The sequence below is a fragment of the Vibrio sp. V01_P9A10T6 genome, from assembly GCF_963877065.1.
In the GTDB taxonomy this organism is placed as follows: Bacteria; Pseudomonadota; Gammaproteobacteria; order Enterobacterales; family Vibrionaceae; genus Vibrio; species Vibrio anguillarum.
In genome coordinates, this window is the sequence record NZ_CAWNTB010000110.1 from 17,534 (window position 1) to 40,429 (window position 22,896).

The following is a 22,896-nucleotide window of genomic DNA, read 5'->3' on the forward strand; positions in this document are numbered from 1 at the left end:
GAGGAAGCATGGCAAAAGCAAAACGCGCCTATGTATGTAATGATTGCGGCGCAGATTTTCCGCGTTGGCAAGGTCAATGTAGTGCTTGTGGTGCATGGAATACTATCACCGAAGTACGCTTGGCAGCATCGCCGCAGGTTGCACGTAATGAGCGACTAGGTGGTTACGCTGGGGCAGTAACGGAATCACAAGTCCAAGTGCTGTCGGATATTAATCTGCAGGAAGTCCCACGGTTTTCTAGCGGCTTTAAAGAGTTGGACCGTGTCTTGGGTGGTGGTGTCGTACCCGGCGCGGCGATTTTAATCGGTGGTAACCCTGGCGCTGGGAAATCGACTTTATTGCTGCAAACCATGTGTCAGCTCGCGGCGTCAATGCCTGCTTTGTATGTCACGGGTGAAGAATCGCTTCAGCAAGTCGCGATGCGAGCCTCTCGTCTTGGTTTACCTAAAGATAAGCTTAAAATGCTGTCGGAAACCAATGTAGATCGAATTTGCCAAATCGCTGAAAAAGAGCAGCCCCGCATCATGGTCATAGACTCAATTCAAGTGATGCATGTGGCCGACGTCCAATCCTCTCCCGGTACGGTGGCACAAGTGCGCGAGTCTGCGACAACGCTCACACGCTATGCTAAGCAAAACAACGTTGCCGTATTTTTAGTCGGACACGTTACTAAAGACGGTTCTTTGGCTGGTCCAAAAGTGCTAGAGCATATTATTGACTGCTCGGTATTGCTCGACGGAGGGACTGATAGTCGTTTTCGTACATTGCGCAGTCACAAGAACCGATTTGGTGCGGTCAATGAACTCGGCGTTTTTGCCATGACGGGACAGGGCTTGCGTGAAGTGAGTAATCCTTCTGCCATTTTCCTTTCGCGAGGCGAAGAAGATACTTCGGGCAGTTCGGTGATGGTCGTATGGGAAGGAACGCGTCCACTGCTAGTGGAGATCCAAGCTCTGGTTGACTATTCACAATTAGCGAACCCAAGGCGAGTCGCCGTTGGGCTTGAGCAAAATCGCTTATCTTTATTGTTGGCAGTGCTTCACAAGCACGGTGGCTTACAAATGTCCGATCAAGATGTGTTTGTTAATGTGGTTGGTGGCGTTAAAGTGACGGAAACAAGCGCCGACTTAGCACTTCTCATGGCACTGCTTTCAAGCTTCAGAGATAAACCACTTGCTAAAGATGTTGTCGTGTTTGGCGAAGTCGGTTTGGCCGGAGAAATTCGCCCAGTACCTAGTGGTCAAGAGCGATTAAATGAAGCATTTAAACATGGTTTTAAGAAAGCAATTATTCCGATGGCGAACATGCCTAAAGGTGGAATACCGGGCATGCAATTGCACGGTGTGAAGAAATTATCTGAAGCAATTGAAGCATTTGATGAGTTATAAATCTTAATTAAACTCGCCTCTTTTACGGTTATGACCTATATTTCACCGACAGTTCGTAACCGTACTATATTTTTTTTCAAGCAAGCGTATGCAAGGGTATCAGTCTTGACAGATTGTGATATACTCTGCGCGCACTTTATACCTTATTAACAGAGTAAGACAATGGCAGATTTATCAAAATACAGAAACATTGGTATTTTCGCGCACGTTGATGCCGGTAAAACCACTACCACTGAGCGTATTCTTAAGCTTACTGGTAAAATCCACCGTACAGGTGAAGTACACGATGGCGCTTCTACCATGGATTTCATGGATCAAGAAGCTGAACGCGGTATCACAATTCAATCAGCAGCGACGACTTGTTTCTGGAAAGATCACCGTTTTAACGTTATCGATACTCCTGGGCACGTTGACTTCACAGTTGAAGTTTACCGTTCTCTGAAAGTTCTTGATGGCGGTGTTGGTGTATTCTGTGGTTCTGGCGGTGTTGAACCTCAGTCAGAAACTAACTGGCGTTACGCGAACGATTCAGAAGTAGCTCGTCTGATCTTCGTAAACAAACTAGACCGTATGGGTGCAGACTTCTTCCGCGTTGTAGGACAAGTGAAGAAAGTTCTTGGCGCAAACCCACTTGTTATGACTCTTCCAATTGGTCGTGAAGACGAATTCGTTGGCGTTGTTGACGTATTAAACCGTCAAGCTTACGTTTGGGATGATTCAGGTCAGCCAGAAAACTACGAAATCAAAGAAATTCCAGCAGACATGGTAGAGCAAGTTGAAGAATACCGTGAAATGCTAATCGAAACTGCAGTAGAGCAAGACGACGAGCTAATGATGGCTTATATGGAAGGCGAAGAGCCAACTATTGAGCAACTAAAAGCTTGTATCCGTAAGGGTACTCGTGAATTAGCGTTCTTCCCTACATTCTGTGGTTCAGCATTCAAAAACAAAGGCATGCAACTTCTACTAGATGCCGTTGTTGATTATCTTCCAGCTCCAGCTGAAGTTGTACCTCAAGATCTGACTGATCCTGAAACAGGTGAGCCTACTGGTAAAGTTGCAACAGTTTCTGTTGATGAACCATTCCGCGCACTTGCGTTCAAGATCATGGACGACCGTTTTGGTGCCCTAACGTTTATCCGTATTTATTCTGGTAAACTGAAGAAAGGTGACACCATTCTTAACAGTGCTACTGGTAAGACTGAGCGTATTGGCCGTATGGTTGAGATGCACGCGAACGATCGTAACGAACTTGATTCCGCTCAAGCGGGTGATATCATCGCTATCGTTGGTATGAAAAACGTGAAAACTGGTCACACTCTATGTGATCCTAAACACGAATGTACTCTTGAGCCAATGATTTTCCCAACGCCTGTAATCTCTATCGCTGTTGCTCCTAAAGACAAAGGCGGTTCTGAGAAGCTAGGTATTGCGCTAGGTAAAATGGTTTCAGAAGATCCATCATTCCAAGTTGAGTCTGATGAAGAAACTGGCGAAACCATCCTAAAAGGTATGGGTGAACTTCACCTAGATATCAAAGTTGATATCCTTAAGCGTACACACGGCATTGATCTTATCGTTGGTGCTCCTCAAGTTGCTTACCGTGAAACTATCACTAAAGCAATTGAAGACAGCTATACGCATAAGAAACAGTCTGGTGGTTCTGGTCAGTTCGGTAAGATCGACTACCGTATCAAACCAGGTGAGCCAAATTCAGGTTTCACGTTCAAATCAGTAGTTGTTGGTGGTAACGTACCTAAAGAATTCTGGCCTGCGGTAGAGAAAGGCTTTAAGTCTATGATGGACCAAGGTGTTCTTGCTGGGTTCCCTGTACTAGACGTTGAAGTTGAACTGTTCGACGGTGGCTTCCACGCAGTTGACTCATCTGCAATCGCATTTGAAATCGCAGCGAAAGGTGCATTCCGTCAATCTATGCCTAAAGCTGGCGCTCAACTTCTAGAGCCAATTATGCACGTTGACGTGTTTACTCCAGAAGATCACGTTGGTGATGTTATCGGTGACCTTAACCGTCGTCGTGGCATGATTAAAGATCAAGAAGCTGGCGTAACAGGTGTACGTATTAAAGCGAACGTTCCTCTATCTGAAATGTTTGGTTATATCGGTCACCTACGTACAATGACATCTGGTCGTGGTCAGTTCTCTATGGAGTTCTCACACTACGCTGCATGTCCTGCAAACGTTGCAGAGCAAGTTATTGCTGACGTTAAAGCACGTAAAGAAGCAGATAAGAAGTAATTCTTAAAAGCTAAGCTGAACGTAAAAAGCCCCACCAGTGAAAGCTGGTGGGGCTTTTTTATGTAACAACGAAATAGAAAAGGGCATAAAAACCGATAAAAGCAGAACCGATAAAAGTGGAAACTGCCGGGCGAAGGTAGTTTATACAACTCAATTCATATCGTTTAGTTAGCCCTTAAGGTTGATATAGATTTCTTCAACTTTAATACGTGCCCATTCAGTTTTACGTAAAAACTTCAAGCTTGATTTAATACTCGGATCCTTTTTAAAGCAGTTAATATTGACCATGTAGCTGAGCTCTTCCCAGCCATAGTATTCAACGAGATCCGTGAGTAGTTTTTCTAAAGTGACCCCATGCAGCGGGTTATTATCTTGTGTCATGATTCAATTATTCAATAGCGTTATTTAAGCTAAGTATAGCAGGCACAGGAGTTAAATTAGGACAAAATATTAGGCAATATAGGAGGTTGTTAGTGTGAAAACTTGGTGTATTGGCAGGTTAGAGGCTAAGTCCAACCTGCTCAATTAGAATGGATTACTCTTCCCAAACAACCAGTTGTCCTTTTGGCCAATTGTGCCCCATTTCATGATATTTCTGTTCTAATACATGCCGCTTGATTTTTAAGGTAGGAGTGAGGACACCATTTTCGATTGACCATGGCTCCTTTATCATTAGCACGCCTTTGATTTGCTCATGCGATTCCAATTCCTCATTCATCCGCTTAATGACTTTTTGAGTAGTACGCTCATAACGAACGCGATCAAAATGAGGGAAATTATGTGGAACAACTAGCAAAATAGGGGCGGGAAGCCCTAAGCCAATCAGACACATCATCTCGACTCGAGTGTATTCGAACAGTTTATTTTCGATAGGTACGGGAGCCACAAACTTGCCTTTGGCTGTTTTAAAGGTATCCTTTTTGCGCCCTTGAATGGTGAGATAACCTTCAGCATCAATAAAACCGATATCGCCAGTATGTAGCCATCCTTCTTTATCAAATGACTCTTGAGTTGCAATGTCATTTTTATAATAGCCAGAAAATAGTCCTTGGCCACGCACCATAATCTCATGATCATTATTAGCGATTTTAAGTTCGATTCCTGGGCCTGCTCGTCCAACCGACCCCAATTTGTCGGCTCTAAACGGGTAGTTCAGGGTGCTATAAGCAAAAGATTCTGTCATGCCCCAAGCTTCGGTAATGTTCAGCCCAATTTGGTGATACCACTCTAATAACGCCGGTGATACGGGAGCCGAGCCACAACCAAGCACACGTGCTTGATCAAGCCCTAAGCCATCAGCAAGTTTCTTCTTAATCAGCGTGCTTACAAAAGGGATCTTTAGCAGAAAATTGAGCTTTTTCTGCGGTAATTTGTCTTGAATGCGTTGCTGAAATAGGGTCCATAACCTTGGTACTGAGATAAAGAGCGTCGGGCGCTGCATTTTGACATCTTCAATAAAGGTGTCTAATGATTCAGGGAAAGCCGTTTGTACCCCACCCATGATGGAAGAGCCAAAAATATAAACACGTTCAGTAATATGAGCTAAAGGGAGGTAGGAAAATAAACGGTCGTTTTCTTGAATGCCAATGTGGTTTATAAGCTGTTGAGCTGACCAGCTAAATGCACCGTAGGTCAGCATAGCCCCTTTCGGCAAGCCTGACGTACCCGATGTATAGACTAAAGACATCAACTTATTGTCATAATGTACAGGGCGTTCTGTGCTTGGCGGATAGTGCTCAATCAATTTTGTAAACAGGTGATCGCAAATGGGAGCTGAATCATAGGGTAGCGCAATACTGATGATATCTGGCAAATGGCTCAATACTTGTTGGGTGGCTTGGCCGTTATCGAGTTTACCCACAATGACTATTTTTGTTTCGCTATGGGTGAGGCAGTATTCGATGGTATCGGCGCCAGCCGTTGGAAAAATGGGAACACTGACAAAGTCGCCGAGCATCATTGCGAGATCACACACAAACCATTCAGCGCAGTTTTTGGAAATGAGTGCAATTTTATCTTGGGGTTTTGCCCCTAGCGCTTGTAGTGCCGAGGCGAGCCTGAGTGCTTTGTCGGCCACTTCAGCATAGGTGTATTCAACAAATTTTCGGTTAATAATTTGTCTTAAATAAACTTGGTTGGGGCGTTCCGCTGCCCATTTCAAGATCATTTCATTCGGTGGTGGGAGAGCACAAGTTGCTTTGCTTAACTCGTTAGGCTGAATCATTCTCTAACTCCATGTTATTGGCAAAAATATTATTATTCTTATGTTAATGTTTTGTTAACCTTAGCATGGTGGAATGGTTAGGTAAAAGAAGATTGTAGTTACTAAACGTTAAAGTTGAGCGCTGGATTCACTTTCTTATTTTGACACTATTAACTCAGAGTGACGTTTATTTCTGTTCAGTTGAATCTATCCTTTGGGTCGATTTCTGGGTGAATATCAATCACATGTTTTAAGTAATCTTGATGATAGCGAAGGGCATTGACACAGTGTTTATCAAGCTTGCCGCTCACGACCATTTTTTCCAGTTCGAGAAGGGCAAAAGGAACAGACCAAGCTTGTTTGTATGGACGATGGCTTGTTAAGGCATCAAAGACGTTGGCAACAGCAATAATGCGTGCCGATATCGGGATATTGTCTTGCATTAGGCCGTAAGGGTAGCCACTGCCATCCAAAAACTCATGATGATAAGCGACGATCTCTTTTAATATGGATATGCAAGGGTGATCAGGTGTACCTATGTCATCAATAATTTGATTAATGATTTCAATCCCTTTTTCTATGTGGCTATACAGTTGAGCGCGCTCTGGTTTATCTAATGAATTTGGGTTAAGTAATAAGCTTGTCGGTAGGGCAAGTTTGCCTATGTCGTGATAGCGCGAAAACTGGATGATGTTATCAATGGTTTCATCATCCAGTTGATAAATGTCAGCAACCTCAGTAGCGATGACTTTGGCATAACAGCTAATACGTTCTTTATGCTCTTTCGATTCCAGTTGATGCTCTGGGGAGCGCGCTTGAGTCAAATTTACAGTCTCTAAAATAGTGTGGACTAAATCGTATTCAGAGCAAACTGCAAAGCGAATCATCTCAATAAAAGGTTCTACATTCTGCCTTACCTGTTCGGTAAACAAATGGCTTTGACACGAGTTGAGGAAAATAAAGCCAATAAATGCTTGCTGGTGGTAAGTCGGAATCGCCAGTGATGAACAATAACCTTGCTCAATTAGCCAGCGAGTATGAGGATAGTCTGGCTTCAATTGGATTGGGATATTTTCAACGCTACGACTCTGGCCGTTTTGTGCACATTGCTTAAGGACTGGAAGCTCAGCAAGTGGAAACTCGTAATGTATAAGCTCGCCCCCGTGAAAGGTGCTGTCGGCGTAGGTTTTCAAATTATCATGATGATGGTCGTATAGCGCAAAAGAGATACGGTCAATCTCTGGGACTTTGACTTGCATTCGTTGGTGTATGTTAGCCAGTTGCTTATTGAGTGGACCAACATGTGGAAAATAGGCGTGCTCGCAACCTTTGCTATGCGTATCCATCGCGTGTTCCTCTGCGCTACAGGGTCTCCAAGGTTGAAATGGAGAGGCTCTTCTAATTGATAAGTTTAGAACAGATAAGCGATGCGTGCGTGAAATTTAACTAAAAAATGGGTTATATAACCAAGCAATATGAGGTGGTACTGGAAAGCCGTTGGGTGACGCTGGGTCACTAGATAAATACGGCTATTTGACGCCATGTTTAGTCACAAGGCGTATGGCCAGTTTCAGCTTAATCCAAGTGCAATACCACTGAGCATAAAGAATATAACCAGCCAGACAATAGGCAGTTTGAGCTGTTTTAGTAGGTAAAAACCGATCAGAACGATCGCCATATCTAGATGATTGCTGACCGAGCTTGTAAATACTGGGTGATATAAGGCTGAGAGCAGCAAACCAACGACGGCGGCGTTAACACCGTTGATTGCTCCTGATACTGATCGATAGTTTGCTAAGGCTTGCCAATTTTTAAGCACGCCGAGCAGTAACAAAAAACCCGGCAAAAAGACGGCAATGGTCGCCAGCGTTGCGCCTAAGATTGGCGCTTGTGGTAGTAGAGCGTAACCAATGTAAGTGGCGAAGGTAAACATTGGACCAGGAACCGCTTGTGCTGCGGCATATCCTGTTAAAAACAGATCCGGGTCAAGCGCGTCGCCAACCAAATTTTGCAGTAATGGAAGTACGACATGTCCACCGCCAAACACTAAGCTACCCGCTTGATAAAAGTGGTTAAATAGAGCGATTTCAGGCATTAAGTGGGCGGCAAAAGGTAAACCGACCAGTAAGCCAATAAAGAGAGTGAAAGGGACGAAAGCGGGGACAAATGAACGTTCAGTGGCTAAATCTTGACTAGGGAGCCATTTCACTCCGATCAGCGCTGCCGCAATGAGAACTCCAATTTGCGTTCCAATACTGGGTGCAACAATCAGCATCACAGCGGTGGCCACACACAACCCAACAGTTAAGCGATTCTTACAGAAGTTTTTATACATTCCCCATGTGGCATCCGCGACAACCACAACGGCTAGCAGTTTTAAGCCGTGAATCATGTTTTGAAATAAGGGGGTTTGTAGTAATTGGCTGCTGGCGATGGCAAGGGCAACCATGATCAAAACCGAAGGGAGTGTAAAACCAGCAAAAGCGGCGCATCCACCCAGTAAGCCACCACGATGGTACCCTAGTGCAAACCCAACTTGGCTTGAACCTGGCCCTGGCAAAAACTGACTTAAGGCAACGATCTGTGCGTATTCTTTATCTTCAATCCATTTTAATTTTTCAACGAATGTATTGCGGAAATAACCAATGTGAGCGGCAGGCCCGCCAAAGCTTATCCATCCAAGCAGAAAAAAAGTTTTGAAAATAGTAAACATGTGCATAAGCACTCTTAAATAGACGTTGTTTTGCTACTTTAAAAGGATGTTTGAGCAGATTCAAATTTAATCATTAACCATTTGTAAACCGCAGGAAAATGATAGACAGATTGGCATGGGTTAACTGAGTTTAAACTTAGTCCAAACCTTAGATCGCCAACGCCTAAACATGATGATGCCTCTGAACCATTCATCCACCGAAATGGCCACCCATGCACCCATAACTCCCCATCCCCAATGTAGGCCAAATAAGTAAGTTAAACCTGCGCCAAAAGTCCACATGCTTAATATGCCCATCTGCACTGGAAAGCGAATGTCTCCTGCGCCTTTGAGTGCGGCAATAAAAATTAGGTTAAACGTGCGCCCGGCTTCCATTGCAATGGAGCCAGCAATTAACCCTGCGACCAAGGCCGTTATCTCAGGATCAGAAGTGAAGAGGGCGATGACGTCAGCGCGCAGTAGATAAATTGAGATCGTCAATGTGCTGGAGACGAGAAAGCCAACCACAAAATATTGTTGTACTTTAGTCAGAATCTCATCCACCCAACCTTTACCAATGTAGTAGCTAGTTTGAATTTGCCCGGCTTGCCCAAGAGCCACTGAGAATGCAAAGGCGAGACGGGCAATATTTTGCGCATAAGTAAACGCGGCCAGTGAAGCCGTGCCCATTTTTACAACGAAAAAAATCACCGTAAGTTGCATCATGTTATAGGAAAGAATCTCTCCCGCATTCATCATGCCGATCTTGATGATCTTCTGGTATAGCGGCTTCGGGATGATTTTCCACTCTTTCATCGGTAGTGATATGTGGTAGTACTTAACGGTGTAGTACAGCAAAATAGTGCTGACAATTTGGCTGAACACTGTTGATATCGCAACCCCTTGTACACCGTAGACGGGCAGTCCAAAGGGTTGAAAAATAGCAATATAGTTACCGATGATATTCAATAATCCGGCAAATAAATTAATGAACATCGGCGCTTTGGAGTAGCCGTTACTGCGCAAAATCGTCGCCAGTACAATGCCGATGGTAACGTTTACTGTAAAGCTGCCACTGATAACCAGATATTCATAGCCATATTGTGCGACCTGCGCTTCTAAGCCGTAGGCATTCATGACTGAATTAGCGCTCAAATAAGCGGCTAAACTGAGCAATGAGCCAATGATTAATCCAAGCAGTAAACTGGCCACCCCAACATGTGCCGATTCACTTTGGCGGCCAGAGCCATTGTATTGCCCAATTAGGATCCCTGTACCACTGCTGACCATCATTGAGACAATCAGCAAGAAAAAATTGATTTGAGTGATAACCCCAACCGCTGATACAGCCTTGTCTGAATAACTACTCAGCATAAATACATCACTGGTGTTAATCGCCGTCCGTAATAAAATCTCAATAAAGATCGGCCAAGTCAAAGTGACGATATTCATTCGGTTATTCAGTTCTACACGGCTTTGGGTCATGGGCTAAAACTCAGCAAGGTAAGTCGAACTAGGGAAGATGATGGTGCAAGGTGGTGGGCTGCAAAATATCTCACTAGAGCCTACCTGTGCGTATTGTATACGTAATTTAAATAAAATCAGTTAAGTGAAGGGAATTGTTTTAGAGTTTTTGTGGAAACGTTTACATTGTGGTGTTTTGATCACAGATTAAAAGCGAGTAAGGCTGTTAGACTTTTTCAAAAGCGAGAATCAACCTCTATCGGTATCCCAATAGGAGAGTATGGTGAAAGTATTAGTGACGGGCGGCATGGGCTATATCGGAAGTCATACCTGTTTACAAATGATACAAGCGGGTATCGACCCCATTATCGTTGACAACTTATCTAACGCGAAGATTGAAGTATTAAGCCGTATCCATGCACTGACAGATAAAACGCCCGTGTTTTATCATGGTGATATCCGTGATGAGGCCTTTCTCGATAAGGTATTTGCTGAACATAATATTGATGCTGTGATTCATTTTGCAGGTTTAAAAGCCGTCGGTGAATCCGTGATAAAACCGCTCGAATATTATGACAATAACGTCAATGGTTCGTTGGTGCTAGCGCGCAGTATGCGTAAAGCTGGAGTGAAAAGTATTGTATTCAGTTCATCGGCGACAGTGTATGGCGATCCTGAAATCGTGCCGATAACTGAAGATTCTCCAACCGGATCAACCACCAATCCTTACGGTCGTAGCAAATATATGATTGAGCAGTGCCTATCGGATTTAGTGGTTGCTGAGCCAGATTGGAGTGTGACCTTACTGCGTTACTTCAACCCTGTGGGGGCTCACCCTTCTGGCACTATGGGCGAAGACCCGCAAGGTGTGCCGAATAATCTGATGCCGTTTATTGCCCAAGTTGCGGTAGGTCGCCGCGAGAAGTTATCCATATTTGGTAGCGACTACCCCACACCGGATGGTACGGGTGTGCGTGATTACATTCATGTGATGGATCTAGCCGATGGCCATTTGGCCGCTTTAAATACGGTTGCGATGAAAGCGGGAAGGCATATTTACAACCTTGGATCGGGTAACGGATCGAGTGTGTTAGAGATAGTTTCAGCCTTTGCTCAAGCAAGTGGTGTTCCTATTGCTTATGAGATTTGCCCACGCCGCCCGGGTGATATTGCCGAGTGTTGGGCTAGTACCACAAAAGCGGAGCGAGATCTGGCTTGGAAGGCGACGCGCAGTATCAATGAAATGGCTGCTGATACATGGCATTGGCAATCCAATAACCCGCAAGGGTACTAGTTTTTATCCGGCGTGACGCGCCGGACTATCAAATAGCATAATTGAGTAAGCAATATGTCGAATGTTGAATTTAACCCAGTGGATCATCCACATCGTCGCTACAACCCACTCACGGGGCAGTGGATTTTAGTCTCACCACATCGCGCTAAACGCCCTTGGAGCGGGGCTGATGAAAAGCCAGCGGTAGATGAACTGCCAAGTTATGATCAGAAGTGTTTTCTTTGTCCGACAAACGAGCGTATCTCTGGTGATGTCAACCCAGACTACCAAGGTACATACGTATTCAACAACGACTTCGCAGCACTGATGGTAGATTCGCCAGATGCACCGGAGTCCGATAGCCCTCTATTCAAAACTCAAGGTGTGCGTGGTTTGAGCCGAGTGATTTGTTTCTCTCCAGATCACAGCAAAACTCTGCCAGAGTTACCCGTGGGCAACATTCGCAGCGTGATTGATACGTGGAACGATCAAATCGAAGAGTTAGGTAAAGAGTACGTTTGGGTGCAAGCATTTGAGAACAAAGGTGAAACCATGGGTTGTTCCCAGCCTCACCCACACGGCCAAATCTGGGCTAATAGCTTCTTACCCAATGAAATTGAACGCAAGGAGCACAACCTAAAAGCGTATTACCAACAACAGGGTAGTAACCTGCTGGTGGATTATGTGCAAGCTGAGCTGAAAGATGGCTCACGCATTGTGCTGGAAACAGAGCATTGGGTGGCTGTTGTGCCTTACTGGGCTGCATGGCCATTTGAAACCATGTTGCTGCCAAAAACGCATATCCGTCGCATGAGTGAGTTGAGTGATGCGCAACGTGACGATCTCGCCGTTGCGATTAAAAAACTGACCAGCCGTTACGACAACCTGTTCCAATGTTCTTTCCCTTATTCTATGGGCTGGCATTACGCGCCTTTCTTTGAAGAGGGTACGAACATTGACCATTGGCAACTGCATGCACTGTTCTACCCACCACTGCTGCGCAGTGCCTCGATTCGTAAGTTTATGGTGGGTTATGAAATGTTGGCTGAAAGCCAACGAGATTTAACCGCAGAACAAGCGGCGCAGCGTCTGCGCGAGCTAAGTGATGTTCACTACAAAGAGCAGTAACGTCATCTGTGAAGTTGTAGCCTTGTTGCTGCGTAAACGCCCCCTAAGAACATAGGTAATCTATGTTCATTGGCTGAATTTACTTATCACCTCGCTGCGCCTCCAACGACTTGGGCTTAACAAAGTTTTTTTCATAGCGCTAAGTGGTTAATGAGAAATGAAAACCAGTTTATGAGTTTAGGAATACAAATGTTTGATTTAATCGAAAATGTGAAAGCGTCTTTTGAGCAAGTGTTGGGCTACGCGCCTAGTCATATCATCCAAGCACCTGGCCGTGTAAATTTGATTGGTGAGCACACCGACTATAACGACGGTTTTGTGCTCCCCTGCGCAATTAACTACCAAACCGTGGTAGCGGCGGCCAAGCGTGAAGATAATTTAGTCCGCATCGTGTCTGTTGATTATGGCAATGCACTTGATGAGTTTGACCTCACCCAAGAGATTACTTTCCAACAAGACAAAATGTGGGCGAACTACATTCGCGGCGTGGTGAAATGTTTGCTTGCGCGTGGGTACTCGTTTACCGGGGCGGATATTACTGTCAGCGGTAATGTTCCACAGGGAGCGGGGCTTAGCTCTTCGGCTGCGCTTGAGGTCGTGATCGGTCAAACTTTTAAAGAACTTTATCAACTGGATATTTCTCAAGCGGAAATTGCACTAAATGGCCAACAGGCCGAGAACGAATTTGTCGGCTGTAATTGCGGCATTATGGATCAAATGATTTCGGCGCAAGGTCGTGAAAACCACGCGCTACTTTTAGATTGCCGTAGCCTAGAAACACAAGCGGTTTCAATGCCAGAAGAGATGGCTGTCGTGATCGTCAACTCCAATAAAAAACGCGGCTTGGTAGATAGCGAATACAATACTCGCCGTCAGCAGTGTGAAGAGGCTGCGCGTATTTTTGGCGTCAAAGCGCTGCGTGATGTAAGCATTGAACAGTTTAACCAAAAAGTTTCTGAGCTTGATGAGTTGGTGGCTAAACGTGCTCGTCATATCATTACTGAAAATGACCGTACTGTTGAAGCGGCCCAAGCGCTGCGAGCCCACGACATGAAGCGCATGGGCGAGCTGATGGCTCAATCGCACGCATCGATGCGTGATGATTTTGAAATTACGGTCAAAGAGATTGATACCTTGGTTGATATCATCAAAGAGGTGATTGGTGACCAAGGCGGTGTGCGTATGACTGGGGGCGGCTTTGGTGGCTGTATTGTGGCACTTGTCCCACCGACATTGGTTGATGCAGTGAAAGCGGCTGTCGATGAGAAATATGAAGTGGCGACTGGCCTCAAAGCGTCGATTTACGTCTGCCAAGCAAAAGAGGGCGCAGGTCTAGTGGAGGCTTGCTGCACATCTTCACTTGTTCACACTATGACTCAGCAAGTAGCCTATGATGGCCGCCCGGCACAACTTGTCAGTTTGACTAACCGCATTGGTAGCCGCGTAGTATTAATGGATATTGGTGCAACATGGCTCAGTTGTGAGTTGGCGCTTAAGGATGGGGAACGCAGAGAAGTTCTGCTGGGTGTTTCCACCATGAGCGACTTCCAGAAACAACAAAGCTATATGGGCGTCACTGTGGGACGTTATGCCAACCGGCTCGCTAAAGGCCAATTTGAATTAAATGATCAACGCTATCAAGTGACGACCAACCAAGCTGGAAATAGTTTGCATGGCGGTCTTGAAGGGTTAGATCAGCGTCGTTGGACTATTGCTCACAAAAGTGCTCAACAAGTGACGTTTTCAATCCATTCATCGGATGGTGACCAAGGTTTTCCCGGTAATGTTGACATTGCCGTGAGCTATGAACTGAACGATCATAATCAATTGATCCTCCGTTATTTAGCGACCACAGATAAACCAACGCCGCTTAATTTAACCAACCACGCCTATTTTAATTTGCTAGGCGCAGAGAGTGATCATACGATTTTAGATCATTCACTCTTTATAAAAGCCGATCAATTTTTACCCACAGATCCACATGGAATCCCATTGTCAGGGCCAAAATCTGTCATCGACACGGGCTTTGATTTTCGCGTTGCAAAATCAATAGGTCGTGACTTACTCAAAGATGAGCAGCAACAAGCAAGCAAAGGGTATGACCACAGTTATTTATTGCCCGACAAAACTGATTTAACCGTGTGCGCCGCGCAACTGAAGTCACCAGATGCAAAGGTAACCATGAGCGTATTTACGACTAAGCCAGCCATACAACTTTATAGTGGAAATTGGTTATCGGGGACGCCCAATCGGCGCGGTGGGGTTTATCAAGGCTATGCGGGGGTCGCATTAGAAACTCAATACTTGCCGGATGCTCCCAATCATCCCGAATGGCAGCAACCCAGCTGTATTACTCTGCCAGGGCAAGAATATACTCATACCACCATTTACCAATTTGACGTTTAAGGTGGGTACATCGCTTAGATGTTGAGTATTGATGCCCAAAGTGGCGAGTGAAAGTGTAACCTGAGTGCGTCAGATTTTTTCTACCGAATCTCGACGCACCAAAGTTGGTGAGAAAATCATCGGTTCTTTTTCTATCGTTTCGCCACGGGCTAATTGGAGTGCCAGTTTAGCGGCTTTTTCAGCCATCATCTCGATTGGGTAGCGGATGGTGGTCAGCCTTGGGCGAATGTAGCGTGCGATCAACGCATCATCAAAGCCGATCACTGAAATTTGCTCAGGGCTTTTTACACCATTCTCCTCAAGCACATTTAACGCGCCCGCTGCCATATTGTCGTTGTAGGCGACCACGGCAGTCATGTCGATCGAACGGATCAGCAAGTGAGTCATCGCTTGCTCGCCACCTTCGCTGTGTGGTTCGGCCAACTCGATGTAATTAGGAGCGATCTCAATACCGTGATCTTTCAACGCGGCTTGATAACCAGCTACGCGATCTGTAGCGTCTTCAATCGAATGAGAAGAGCCAATACAAGCGATTTTTTTATGACCGTGGCGGATCAAAAACTCAGTCGCCAAATAAGCACCTTTGTAGTTATCCAATGAGATGCAGCGGTTAGCCAGTTGCGGGATATGACGGTTGATCAATACCATCGATTTCACTTCGGCGGCGTAGTCGATCAATTCTTGATCCGATAAACCTTTCGAGTGAATCACCAAAGCGTCACAACGGCTGTTGATCAACAGTTCAATCGCTTGGCGCTCTTCTTCAGCACGGTGATAACCATTGCCAATCAACAGATGCTTGCCATTGTCATGAGCCACATTATCGACCGCTTTCACGAGCATGCCAAAAAAAGGATCGGAAACGTCACTGACTAGCACGCCTATGGTGTCGGTACTTTGGCTGACTAAAGCTCGTGCGGCGGCGTTAGGCCGATAACCAAGTAAACTCATTGCGGCGGTGACCGCTTCAATCGATGTTTTACTCGCTTTAGGGGATTTATTGATGACTCGTGAAACCGTTGCCACTGACACACCGGCTTCGCGAGCTACATCTTTTATGGTAGCCATATTACACCTCTTGCTATTGCTCGCTGTATTTAACAATGGTGGTGTAAATAAGGCAAACGAACAATGCAATCAATGTGATAATTACGACTTTCTATACAGGTAAATCAAGGCTTCTAATTAATGTAAACGTTTAAAATTGGAATAAAAGCTAAGGCGCTAACGGACCGTAGCAATCAGCTCATCAATGATCGCATGATGACAGGGTTCTACCCCTGCTAAATTACCGTATTTCGGCGCGAGGCGATCGTTAATCAGCGGATGTTGCCAGCCAACCGTGTGCTCAACAAAATGGCGCGCAAAGGTTTCTGAAAACTCTAAACAACCAGCCAGCACGGTATCGACATAGGTTTGTACGATAGGGCTTCGCTCGCAGGGAGGCTCTGGTGCCTCTTTGACATAAACCCAAATCGGCCATTGAAGGTTAAAAGCGTCATTACTCTCGATTTGATTAGCGTTGAGGGGCACTCGCTCATAACCACGCTCTCGACGGTCAAATTCTGCCAAAGCAGTTTCATCGATCTCCAGTAGTACGCCGTTGACTTGCCCTTGTCCTTCATTCACCACCAAAGGTGACAATATGTAGCTCTCATCAATTTTCCCCCAGTAACGAACTAAACCATGCGCGACGACGGGAATCGCTCTTCCTGTTTGCCCTGTTAACTGGCGAGAAGCGGAGTTGATCAAGCTGCCATAACCAAAAATATACATCATCAGTGAATTACGACTCCTTATTGAAAAAACGTAACCGATGCAAAATCCAAAACTCTAAACCAAAAATACCAACCAGTGCGATGCAAAAGAGAGCAAAAGCAACGGGGGATTCAGTGCCGGGAATACCGCCGACATTAACCCCAAGTAAGCCAGTTAAAAAGCTTGTTGGTAGAAAGATCGCCGCAATCACCGAGAATAAATAGGTGTTTTGGTTCATCTTCTCAGCATGATATTGACGTAATTCCCCTTTGATCAGTTCGAGCTCACCAAGGTAAAAATCGAGGGTTTCATTAATGCGCGTGATGGTGTTAACGCTGTGGCGCAGACGCAAGTTTTTATCATTTGCCAGCGAGACTTTGGAATCACTGAAATCATCGATGGCGTATTGCTGAGGTTTGATAAAACGTTTGATTTTGAGCAGCGCTTTATGTGTCTGCATCAGCTCGCCACTGAGTTCAATTTCGTTATCGTATTGGGTGATTTTCGCTTCAATGCTGTTTAAGTAGTTATCGATGTTTTTGTTTAAACCATCAATGATCTGCACGAGTACATCTGAAAGGGTTTGCGGGCCTTGCCCGGCCTGCAGTAGGTCACGGATTACATTGACGGCTTTTGACGGGATTTTTCGGGTTGAAAACAGCGCGCCATTGAAATAGAGAATGCGAACGCTCAACATATCTTCAGGGTTGGCGTTGTCGTTCATGTTGACGCCACGCAAAATCAGTAAAAAGTTATCATCATCGTATTGCTCAAACAGTGGGCGAGTGTCCTCTGCTAAGAGGCTGTCGACAATTGAAGTGGGGATCTGATACTGCAGCAACCACTCTTTTAAACCGGGAATATCGCGTTGGCAGTGATACCAATTCCCGGCTTCAATCAGTGAAGCACTATTGAGTTTTTGCTGCGGAGCGGATGCAGAAAAATGCCACTGGTCGATCAAAAATTCCATGAATATCCTTATCACTTGCTCCTCAATGACTCTGCATTGAGGAGCAGTAGATTATACCAATTGAGATCAGAAGCCGCGCATTTGAATACGGCGCAGAAACTCAGTCATGATCCTATCGTAAAGAAGATCGCCTAAAAACGCATCCTCAACTTGGTGATCAATACTAGGGTTATCATTCACTTCAATTACATAAACTTGGCCATCAATCTCTTTCAAGTCAACGCCGTACAGGCCACTGCCGATAAGGTTTGACGCTTTTAAGGCAACATCAACCACGTTTTTAGGTACTTGTTTTAAATCCAAGGTTTCAAAGCCGCCAGAAGAGACTCGGCCACTGTTGTGGTGTTGATAAATTTGCCAGTGGCCGCGGCTCATCATGTATTTGCAGGCGAAGATGGCTTGGCGGTTCATTACACCGATGCGCCAGTCAAAGTCAGTTGGCATGAAGGCTTGTGCCAAAATCAGAGCACTTTTTTCAAACAGTGCGCCGGCTTCGCGTTCCAGCTCTTGCTCGTCGCGTACTTTGACCACGCCACGTGAAAATGCGCCATCTGGAATTTTTAATACCATGGGAAAGTTCAACTCCTGCATGACATTGCTTTTCCATTGCTCATCAAAACTTTGCAAAATCACGCCTTTTGGCGCAGGCACTTTATTGCGTTGCAACAACTCAGTTAAGAACACTTTATTGGTGCATTTCATGATCGATTCAGAATCATCCATCACCACCAAGCCCATTTTCTCAGCCGTTTTTGCAAAGCGGTAAGTGTAATTACTGATGTTCGTGGTGGCGCGAATAAACAAGCCATCAAATTCACCCAAACGCGATAAGTCATCCGGTGAAATGGTTTCTAGGTTGACTCCTAAACGGTTTGCGGCGCGGCGAAAACGTTTTAATGCTGAGGGATCAGAAGGTGGCATTTTCTCTTCTTCGTCCACCAGCATGGCAATATCGTAACGGTACTTTTTCTCTTGCTTCGGTTTACGCCAAACTTTGGTTGAAAACAGTTCTAATGATTCGACGAAGAAATCTTGCTCTTGGTCGTTCAAATCTTGGAATGGGAAAGGGCCAATTTTGCTGATTTGCCACTGCCCTTGAACGCGGTTCATTTCCAACTCAATAACGGGCACCATAAACTGTTCAAACAGGCGGCGAGCCAGTTTATCCAAGCCTTTTTCTGCGGTGCGGCCAAAATAAATTTTGCACTGTATAAAATCGGTTTGGGCGCACAGTTTATTGAGTTTCAATAAGCCAGAAGAGAGTAAAAAGGGTTGATTGATGTCGTTGATTGCCATCACTCGAGGGATAACGCGGTGGCCGCGTGCCTCTGCCATCAGCGAGCAGTAATAGCCGCTGCTCATGTAGCCATAATCGCGACACAGGTTGACCACTTGCAGGCTGCGATGAGTATGGGTGCCATTACTGTTGAGGTATTGGTCTACACTTACCACTTGCTCTGAGGGAAAATATTGTTGCCAGTCACTGGACTGGTCGGTCACGATCAAAAGGTTTGCCATTGCTATTCTTTTCCTTAATCAATAGGAATAATATTGAGCCGCAATCTTGCCAACCACTTAAGGACGTCGTATGGACTTTCGTCTTGCGAAAAGTGCTGATCTCACTGCTCTTAATGCGTTAGAACAACAGCTGTTTGACGGAGATAAAATCTCTCCACGTCAAATGAAGCGTTTTTTACATTCCAACCAAGCGGTGTTGTTTGTGGCCGATGCCGGCACAGAGCTGGCTGGATATGCATTGCTACTATTTCATCAAGGTACACAGCTATCAAGGTTGTATTCGATTGCCGTAAAACCTGATTTCAGAGGCCGGAGGATTGCTCAAAATTTGGTCGAGCAATGCGAGCGTGCTGCTCTTGATCAAGGTGCCACTACATTACGATTAGAAGTGCGTGAAGACAATACGGCAGCGATAAATTTATATGAAAAAATGGGCTATAAAACCCTGAAATTTCTTATCCATTATTACGATGATTTGTGTAATGGACGCCGGATGCAAAAACGCTTGTCGCCACAAGGGCCTAAGGTGCAATTGCCAATGCCACTTTATGTTCAGACTACGCCATTTACTTGCGGTGCGGCATGCTTGCTGATGAGCTTTTCTTGCTTGTCTAAATCGTTTGAGCCGAGTCGCACCGCTGAGCTGCAACTGTGGCGAGAAGCAACAACGATTTTTATGGCGGCAGGGCACGGTGGGTGCAGCGGCCAAGGGTTGGCACTGGCTGCTAGTCGACGCGGTTATCATGTGGAGCTGTGGAGCCAATCCAAAAGCACGCCTTTTATTGATAGCGTGCGAGATGCCAATAAAAAACAAGTTATCGAATTGGTTCATCTTGATTTTTGTGAGCAGCTTACTCATCAAGATGTGGCGATGATTGATGCACCACCGAGTCAAGAGCAACTGGAAGCGTGGGTGACGGAAGGGGCATGTGTGCTGCTACTCATCAGCACTTATCGTTTCGATGGTAAGAAAGAGCCGCATTGGATCGTACTCAGTGGTATGAGCGATAAATTCTTCTTCATTCACGATCCACATGCAGAAACAGAAGCGGATGCGATGGCTTCGGCCTTCATTCCGGTCGGCAAAAAAGCGCTGTCACAAATCATCGGTTTTGGTAAACAAAAACAGACGGCTTGTGTGGTGATTAGCTCGAACCGCAGTGCTATGTGTGTAACTACGGGTTAGGATAGAGTTTAAGTGAATTCATTGAGTCATAATGACTGTTTTTCTTGAGTTGTTATGACTCTTTTTTTGAGTGATATTTCTTATTTTATTGTTTTTATTGGGTATTTTTATTGGCTTGAATTGTGCTTGTGGTGTTGGTCGTCTGTCATGATATCCACCACCCGCCGTAAGAGGTCACAGTGCTCAATATTACCGATATAAAAGTAGAACAACGCATACCCGCTTGGTTGCGCCTTGGTTTTCGTCCCTTTTTCCTACTTGGTAGCGTATATGCCGTTTTAGCGGTGACGTTATGGGTCTGGATGTTTCAAACAGGTCAACCATCGGCATTACAAGTTCCTGCGCTGTGGTGGCATGTACATGAAATGCTGTTTGGTTTTGCTATGGCAATTGTGGTCGGTTTTCTATTGACTGCCGTACAGAACTGGACTGGCATTAATGGCACGAAACATTATCGCTTAGCCGTGTTAGTCGCCTTGTGGCTAGCGCCTCGAATCTTATTGTGGACGCCGACACCTTTGTGGGTCATCTCTTCTGCCGAAGCGCTTTTTTTGGCCGCTTCAGCCTATGAAATTGGCTGCCGAGTAGTGCAAGCGAAAGGCTGGAAAAATCTCTTTTTTGTGCCGCTGTTTATTTTAGCGATCGGCGCGAACTTTGCGAGTTATGCCACCATTAAAGGAATGCCGCCCTTTAGCTCAGCGGCGGTATGGCAGGCTATGTTGTGGTGGTTCACATTGTTGCTATCAGTCATGGGAGCACGCGTGATCCCTTTCTTCAGCGCAAGGCGTTTTAACTTTGAAAAAGCACAGCCATGGGTATGGCTCGATTGGTTAGCCAATGCACCCATTGCGGCCTTGTTTATTTTGAGTTTCTTCCCGCTGACGATGGTGCAGATTGGTCAGCCTATCATGTTACTGGCTGGGTTAGCGCAGTGGGTACGTTGGATGCGTTGGAAACCATGGCTAACATTGAGTGAGCCTCTGGTTTGGTCGCTGCACGCCGCGTATGCCTGTATTCCTTTGAGCTTATTACTGCGCGGGTTAATTGATGATGTATATGTCACTCATAACCTGATCCATCTCTTTGCCATTGGAGCCATCTCAGGCTTGATTTTATCGATGATTGCACGCGTGACCATGGGGCATACCGGCAGGGCGATTTATCAAGGGCCTAAAATGAGTATTGCGTTTGCGGCTTTGATGATGTCGGCATTGGTACGCAGCCTCGGTGTGGCGTTTTTCCCAGCACAACTCTTTTTGATGGTGAATATCAGCGCCGCACTCTGGATATTGGCTTTTACTCTGTTTGTGTGGAAATTCGGCACGATGTTACTTACGCCGAGAGTCGATGGCCACCCGGGATAACGGTTTGGCTCGTAACGTGGAAGTAGCAAAATAAAAAAGTAGAAAGTAGCCTAGCAGTAGAAAGCGCGCAAAAGAAAAAGGCTTGGCACATCGCCAAGCCGTTTTATCAGAAAAACTGGATCAGTTATGGCTGTGCAGCATGCTGTTCAGTTCAACGGCTGATTTATTGGCTAAACACTCAATTTGACCTGTGATCGAGTTGCGACGGAAAAGTAGATCCGATACACCAGCTAAATCACGTGCTTTGACGATTTCCACTTCTTGGCCTTGGTTATCGAGCATACGCACTTTAGTGCCAGCAGTTACGTACAAACCTGATTCTATCGTGCAGCGATCGCCGAGTGGGAAACCTAAGCCTGCATTTGCGCCAAGCAGTGAGTTTTCACCGATAGAGACCACGACCTTACCGCCGCCAGAAAGCGTACCCATGATAGAAGCGCCACCGCCGATGTCCGATCCATTACCAACAACTACACCTGCAGAAATACGCCCTTCAACCATGCTCACGCCTGTTGTACCAGCGTTGAAGTTGATAAAACCTTCATGCATCACAGTGGTACCTTCGCCCACGTGCGCGCCAAGGCGAACGCGCGAGGTATCCGCAATACGGATGCCCGCTGGGACAATGTAATCAACCATTTTCGGGAATTTATCGACACAATCTACCGTTAAAGCTCGGCCTGCAAGGCGAGCTTCAATTTGACGATCCGCTAGTTCAGGTAGGTCGATAGGACCCTCATTGGTCCATGCGATGTTGTGCAGCAGGCCAAAAATACCATCAAGCACAGTACCGTGTGGTTTCACTAAACGGTGTGAAATCAGTTGTAGCTTCAAAAAGCCTTCAGCGACTGATTGAGGTTGTTGGTCGGAAGCTAAAATAACCAGTACCAGTGGTTGTGAGGCGTTAGCGGCTTTATCGGCAAAACTGGCATTGTTAGCCTGATCATGTCGAGCAAATATCGCGGCGAGTTGGGCGCTTTGCTCGGTTGAGATGTCGATATACTGGTTGCCTTCGCCATAACCAGAGACTTGAGCAAGCTCGCTCACTAGTGCGTCACTTGGGTTGAGAATTGGCGCTGGAAAAAACGCTTCAATAATTTTTCCATCACGGTTTTTGGTTGCCGTGCCAAAGGCAAGTGCAAAGTAAGCCATTTTGATATCTCCATGTTGTCACTATTGATGCGCTCGCCAGCGTAGGTTGAGCATCATTGCGGCGCACTCGATTTATCAAGCATCATAAAGAGTGAGGCAGGGGTAGGAAAGGGCAAAAGAGGAGAAAGTCCGTAAAAC

General features: G+C 45.7%; 17 protein-coding genes and 1 pseudogene. 8 read left to right on the forward strand and 10 right to left on the reverse strand.

Going from position 1 to position 22,896, the window contains the following annotated elements:
* The first annotated feature begins 8 nt into the window (after nt 1–8).
* Nucleotides 9–1,388 carry a DNA repair protein RadA gene (radA, locus tag AACQ21_RS05760; protein ID WP_013856131.1) on the forward strand — a complete coding sequence of 460 codons (1,380 nt, stop codon included), beginning with the start codon at nt 9–11 and terminating at the stop codon, nt 1,386–1,388.
* A 162-nt stretch (nt 1,389–1,550) separates the two neighbouring features.
* Complete coding sequence (gene fusA, locus AACQ21_RS05765; protein ID WP_017043055.1) at nt 1,551–3,644, forward strand: elongation factor G; 2,094 nt, start codon at nt 1,551–1,553, stop codon at nt 3,642–3,644.
* A 168-nt stretch (nt 3,645–3,812) separates the two neighbouring features.
* On the opposite strand, the gene AACQ21_RS05770 is transcribed toward fusA, so the two are convergent.
* From AACQ21_RS05770 to AACQ21_RS05790, 5 genes are all read right to left on the reverse strand, one after another.
* Nucleotides 3,813–4,025: a VF530 family protein gene (locus tag AACQ21_RS05770; RefSeq protein ID WP_013856133.1), complete on the reverse strand. Its 213-nt coding sequence runs from the start codon at nt 4,023–4,025 to the stop codon at nt 3,813–3,815.
* A 154-nt stretch (nt 4,026–4,179) separates the two neighbouring features.
* Entirely contained in the window at nt 4,180–5,868 is a 1,689-nt protein-coding gene (locus AACQ21_RS05775) for an AMP-binding protein (protein WP_017047484.1), read from the reverse strand.
* Nucleotides 5,869–6,044: 176 nt separating this feature from the next.
* Nucleotides 6,045–7,193 (reverse strand): HD-GYP domain-containing protein, encoded by a 1,149-nt coding sequence (locus AACQ21_RS05780; protein WP_017047485.1) that lies wholly within the window; start codon nt 7,191–7,193, stop codon nt 6,045–6,047.
* Nucleotides 7,194–7,417: 224 nt separating this feature from the next.
* The gene (gene chrA, locus AACQ21_RS05785; RefSeq protein WP_105977216.1) at nt 7,418–8,566 is read right to left on the reverse strand and encodes a chromate efflux transporter; all 1,149 of its coding nucleotides are present in this window, start codon (nt 8,564–8,566) and stop codon (nt 7,418–7,420) included.
* Nucleotides 8,567–8,680: 114 nt separating this feature from the next.
* Nucleotides 8,681–9,991 (reverse strand): MATE family efflux transporter, encoded by a 1,311-nt coding sequence (locus AACQ21_RS05790; protein ID WP_105977217.1) that lies wholly within the window; start codon nt 9,989–9,991, stop codon nt 8,681–8,683.
* Nucleotides 9,992–10,283: 292 nt separating this feature from the next.
* Here AACQ21_RS05790 and galE point away from each other — a divergent pair, with 292 nt between their 5' ends.
* The 4 genes and pseudogenes from galE to galM all read left to right on the forward strand — a co-directional run bounded on the left by galE (nt 10,284) and on the right by galM (nt 14,810).
* The gene (gene galE / locus AACQ21_RS05795; RefSeq protein WP_105977218.1) at nt 10,284–11,297 is read left to right on the forward strand and encodes a UDP-glucose 4-epimerase GalE; all 1,014 of its coding nucleotides are present in this window, start codon (nt 10,284–10,286) and stop codon (nt 11,295–11,297) included.
* Between the two features lie 54 nt (nt 11,298–11,351).
* The gene (locus AACQ21_RS05800) at nt 11,352–12,404 is read left to right on the forward strand and encodes a UDP-glucose--hexose-1-phosphate uridylyltransferase (RefSeq protein ID WP_105977219.1); all 1,053 of its coding nucleotides are present in this window, start codon (nt 11,352–11,354) and stop codon (nt 12,402–12,404) included.
* 189 nt (nt 12,405–12,593) lie between these two features.
* Nucleotides 12,594–13,745 (forward strand): annotated as a pseudogene (gene galK / locus AACQ21_RS05805) (galactokinase); the annotation flags it as partial.
* A 30-nt stretch (nt 13,746–13,775) separates the two neighbouring features.
* The gene (gene galM / locus AACQ21_RS05810) at nt 13,776–14,810 is read left to right on the forward strand and encodes a galactose-1-epimerase (RefSeq protein ID WP_258174231.1); all 1,035 of its coding nucleotides are present in this window, start codon (nt 13,776–13,778) and stop codon (nt 14,808–14,810) included.
* Nucleotides 14,811–14,879: 69 nt separating this feature from the next.
* Here galM and AACQ21_RS05815 read toward each other — a convergent pair whose 3' ends face one another.
* The 4 genes from AACQ21_RS05815 to AACQ21_RS05830 all read right to left on the reverse strand — a co-directional run bounded on the left by AACQ21_RS05815 (nt 14,880) and on the right by AACQ21_RS05830 (nt 19,056).
* Nucleotides 14,880–15,878, reverse strand: a complete 999-nt coding sequence (locus AACQ21_RS05815) for a substrate-binding domain-containing protein (RefSeq protein ID WP_026027964.1) — start codon at nt 15,876–15,878, stop codon at nt 14,880–14,882.
* Nucleotides 15,879–16,034: 156 nt separating this feature from the next.
* On the reverse strand, nt 16,035–16,586 hold the full coding sequence (locus AACQ21_RS05820) for a gamma-glutamylcyclotransferase family protein (RefSeq protein ID WP_026028691.1): 552 nt from the start codon (nt 16,584–16,586) through the stop codon (nt 16,035–16,037).
* A 10-nt stretch (nt 16,587–16,596) separates the two neighbouring features.
* Nucleotides 16,597–17,538 carry a zinc transporter ZntB gene (locus AACQ21_RS05825; RefSeq protein WP_105977221.1) on the reverse strand — a complete coding sequence of 314 codons (942 nt, stop codon included), beginning with the start codon at nt 17,536–17,538 and terminating at the stop codon, nt 16,597–16,599.
* Nucleotides 17,539–17,604: 66 nt separating this feature from the next.
* Nucleotides 17,605–19,056: a RimK family protein gene (locus AACQ21_RS05830; protein WP_105977222.1), complete on the reverse strand. Its 1,452-nt coding sequence runs from the start codon at nt 19,054–19,056 to the stop codon at nt 17,605–17,607.
* A gap of 70 nt (nt 19,057–19,126) precedes the next feature.
* Here AACQ21_RS05830 and AACQ21_RS05835 point away from each other — a divergent pair, with 70 nt between their 5' ends.
* Together AACQ21_RS05835 and AACQ21_RS05840 are read left to right on the forward strand one after the other, a co-directional pair.
* On the forward strand, nt 19,127–20,242 hold the full coding sequence (locus tag AACQ21_RS05835) for a GNAT family N-acetyltransferase/peptidase C39 family protein (protein ID WP_105977223.1): 1,116 nt from the start codon (nt 19,127–19,129) through the stop codon (nt 20,240–20,242).
* Between the two features lie 179 nt (nt 20,243–20,421).
* Nucleotides 20,422–21,606 (forward strand): NnrS family protein, encoded by a 1,185-nt coding sequence (locus AACQ21_RS05840; protein ID WP_105977224.1) that lies wholly within the window; start codon nt 20,422–20,424, stop codon nt 21,604–21,606.
* A 120-nt stretch (nt 21,607–21,726) separates the two neighbouring features.
* Here AACQ21_RS05840 and dapD read toward each other — a convergent pair whose 3' ends face one another.
* Complete coding sequence (gene dapD / locus AACQ21_RS05845) at nt 21,727–22,758, reverse strand: 2,3,4,5-tetrahydropyridine-2,6-dicarboxylate N-succinyltransferase (protein ID WP_013856147.1); 1,032 nt, start codon at nt 22,756–22,758, stop codon at nt 21,727–21,729.
* Nucleotides 22,759–22,896: the final 138 nt, after the last annotated feature.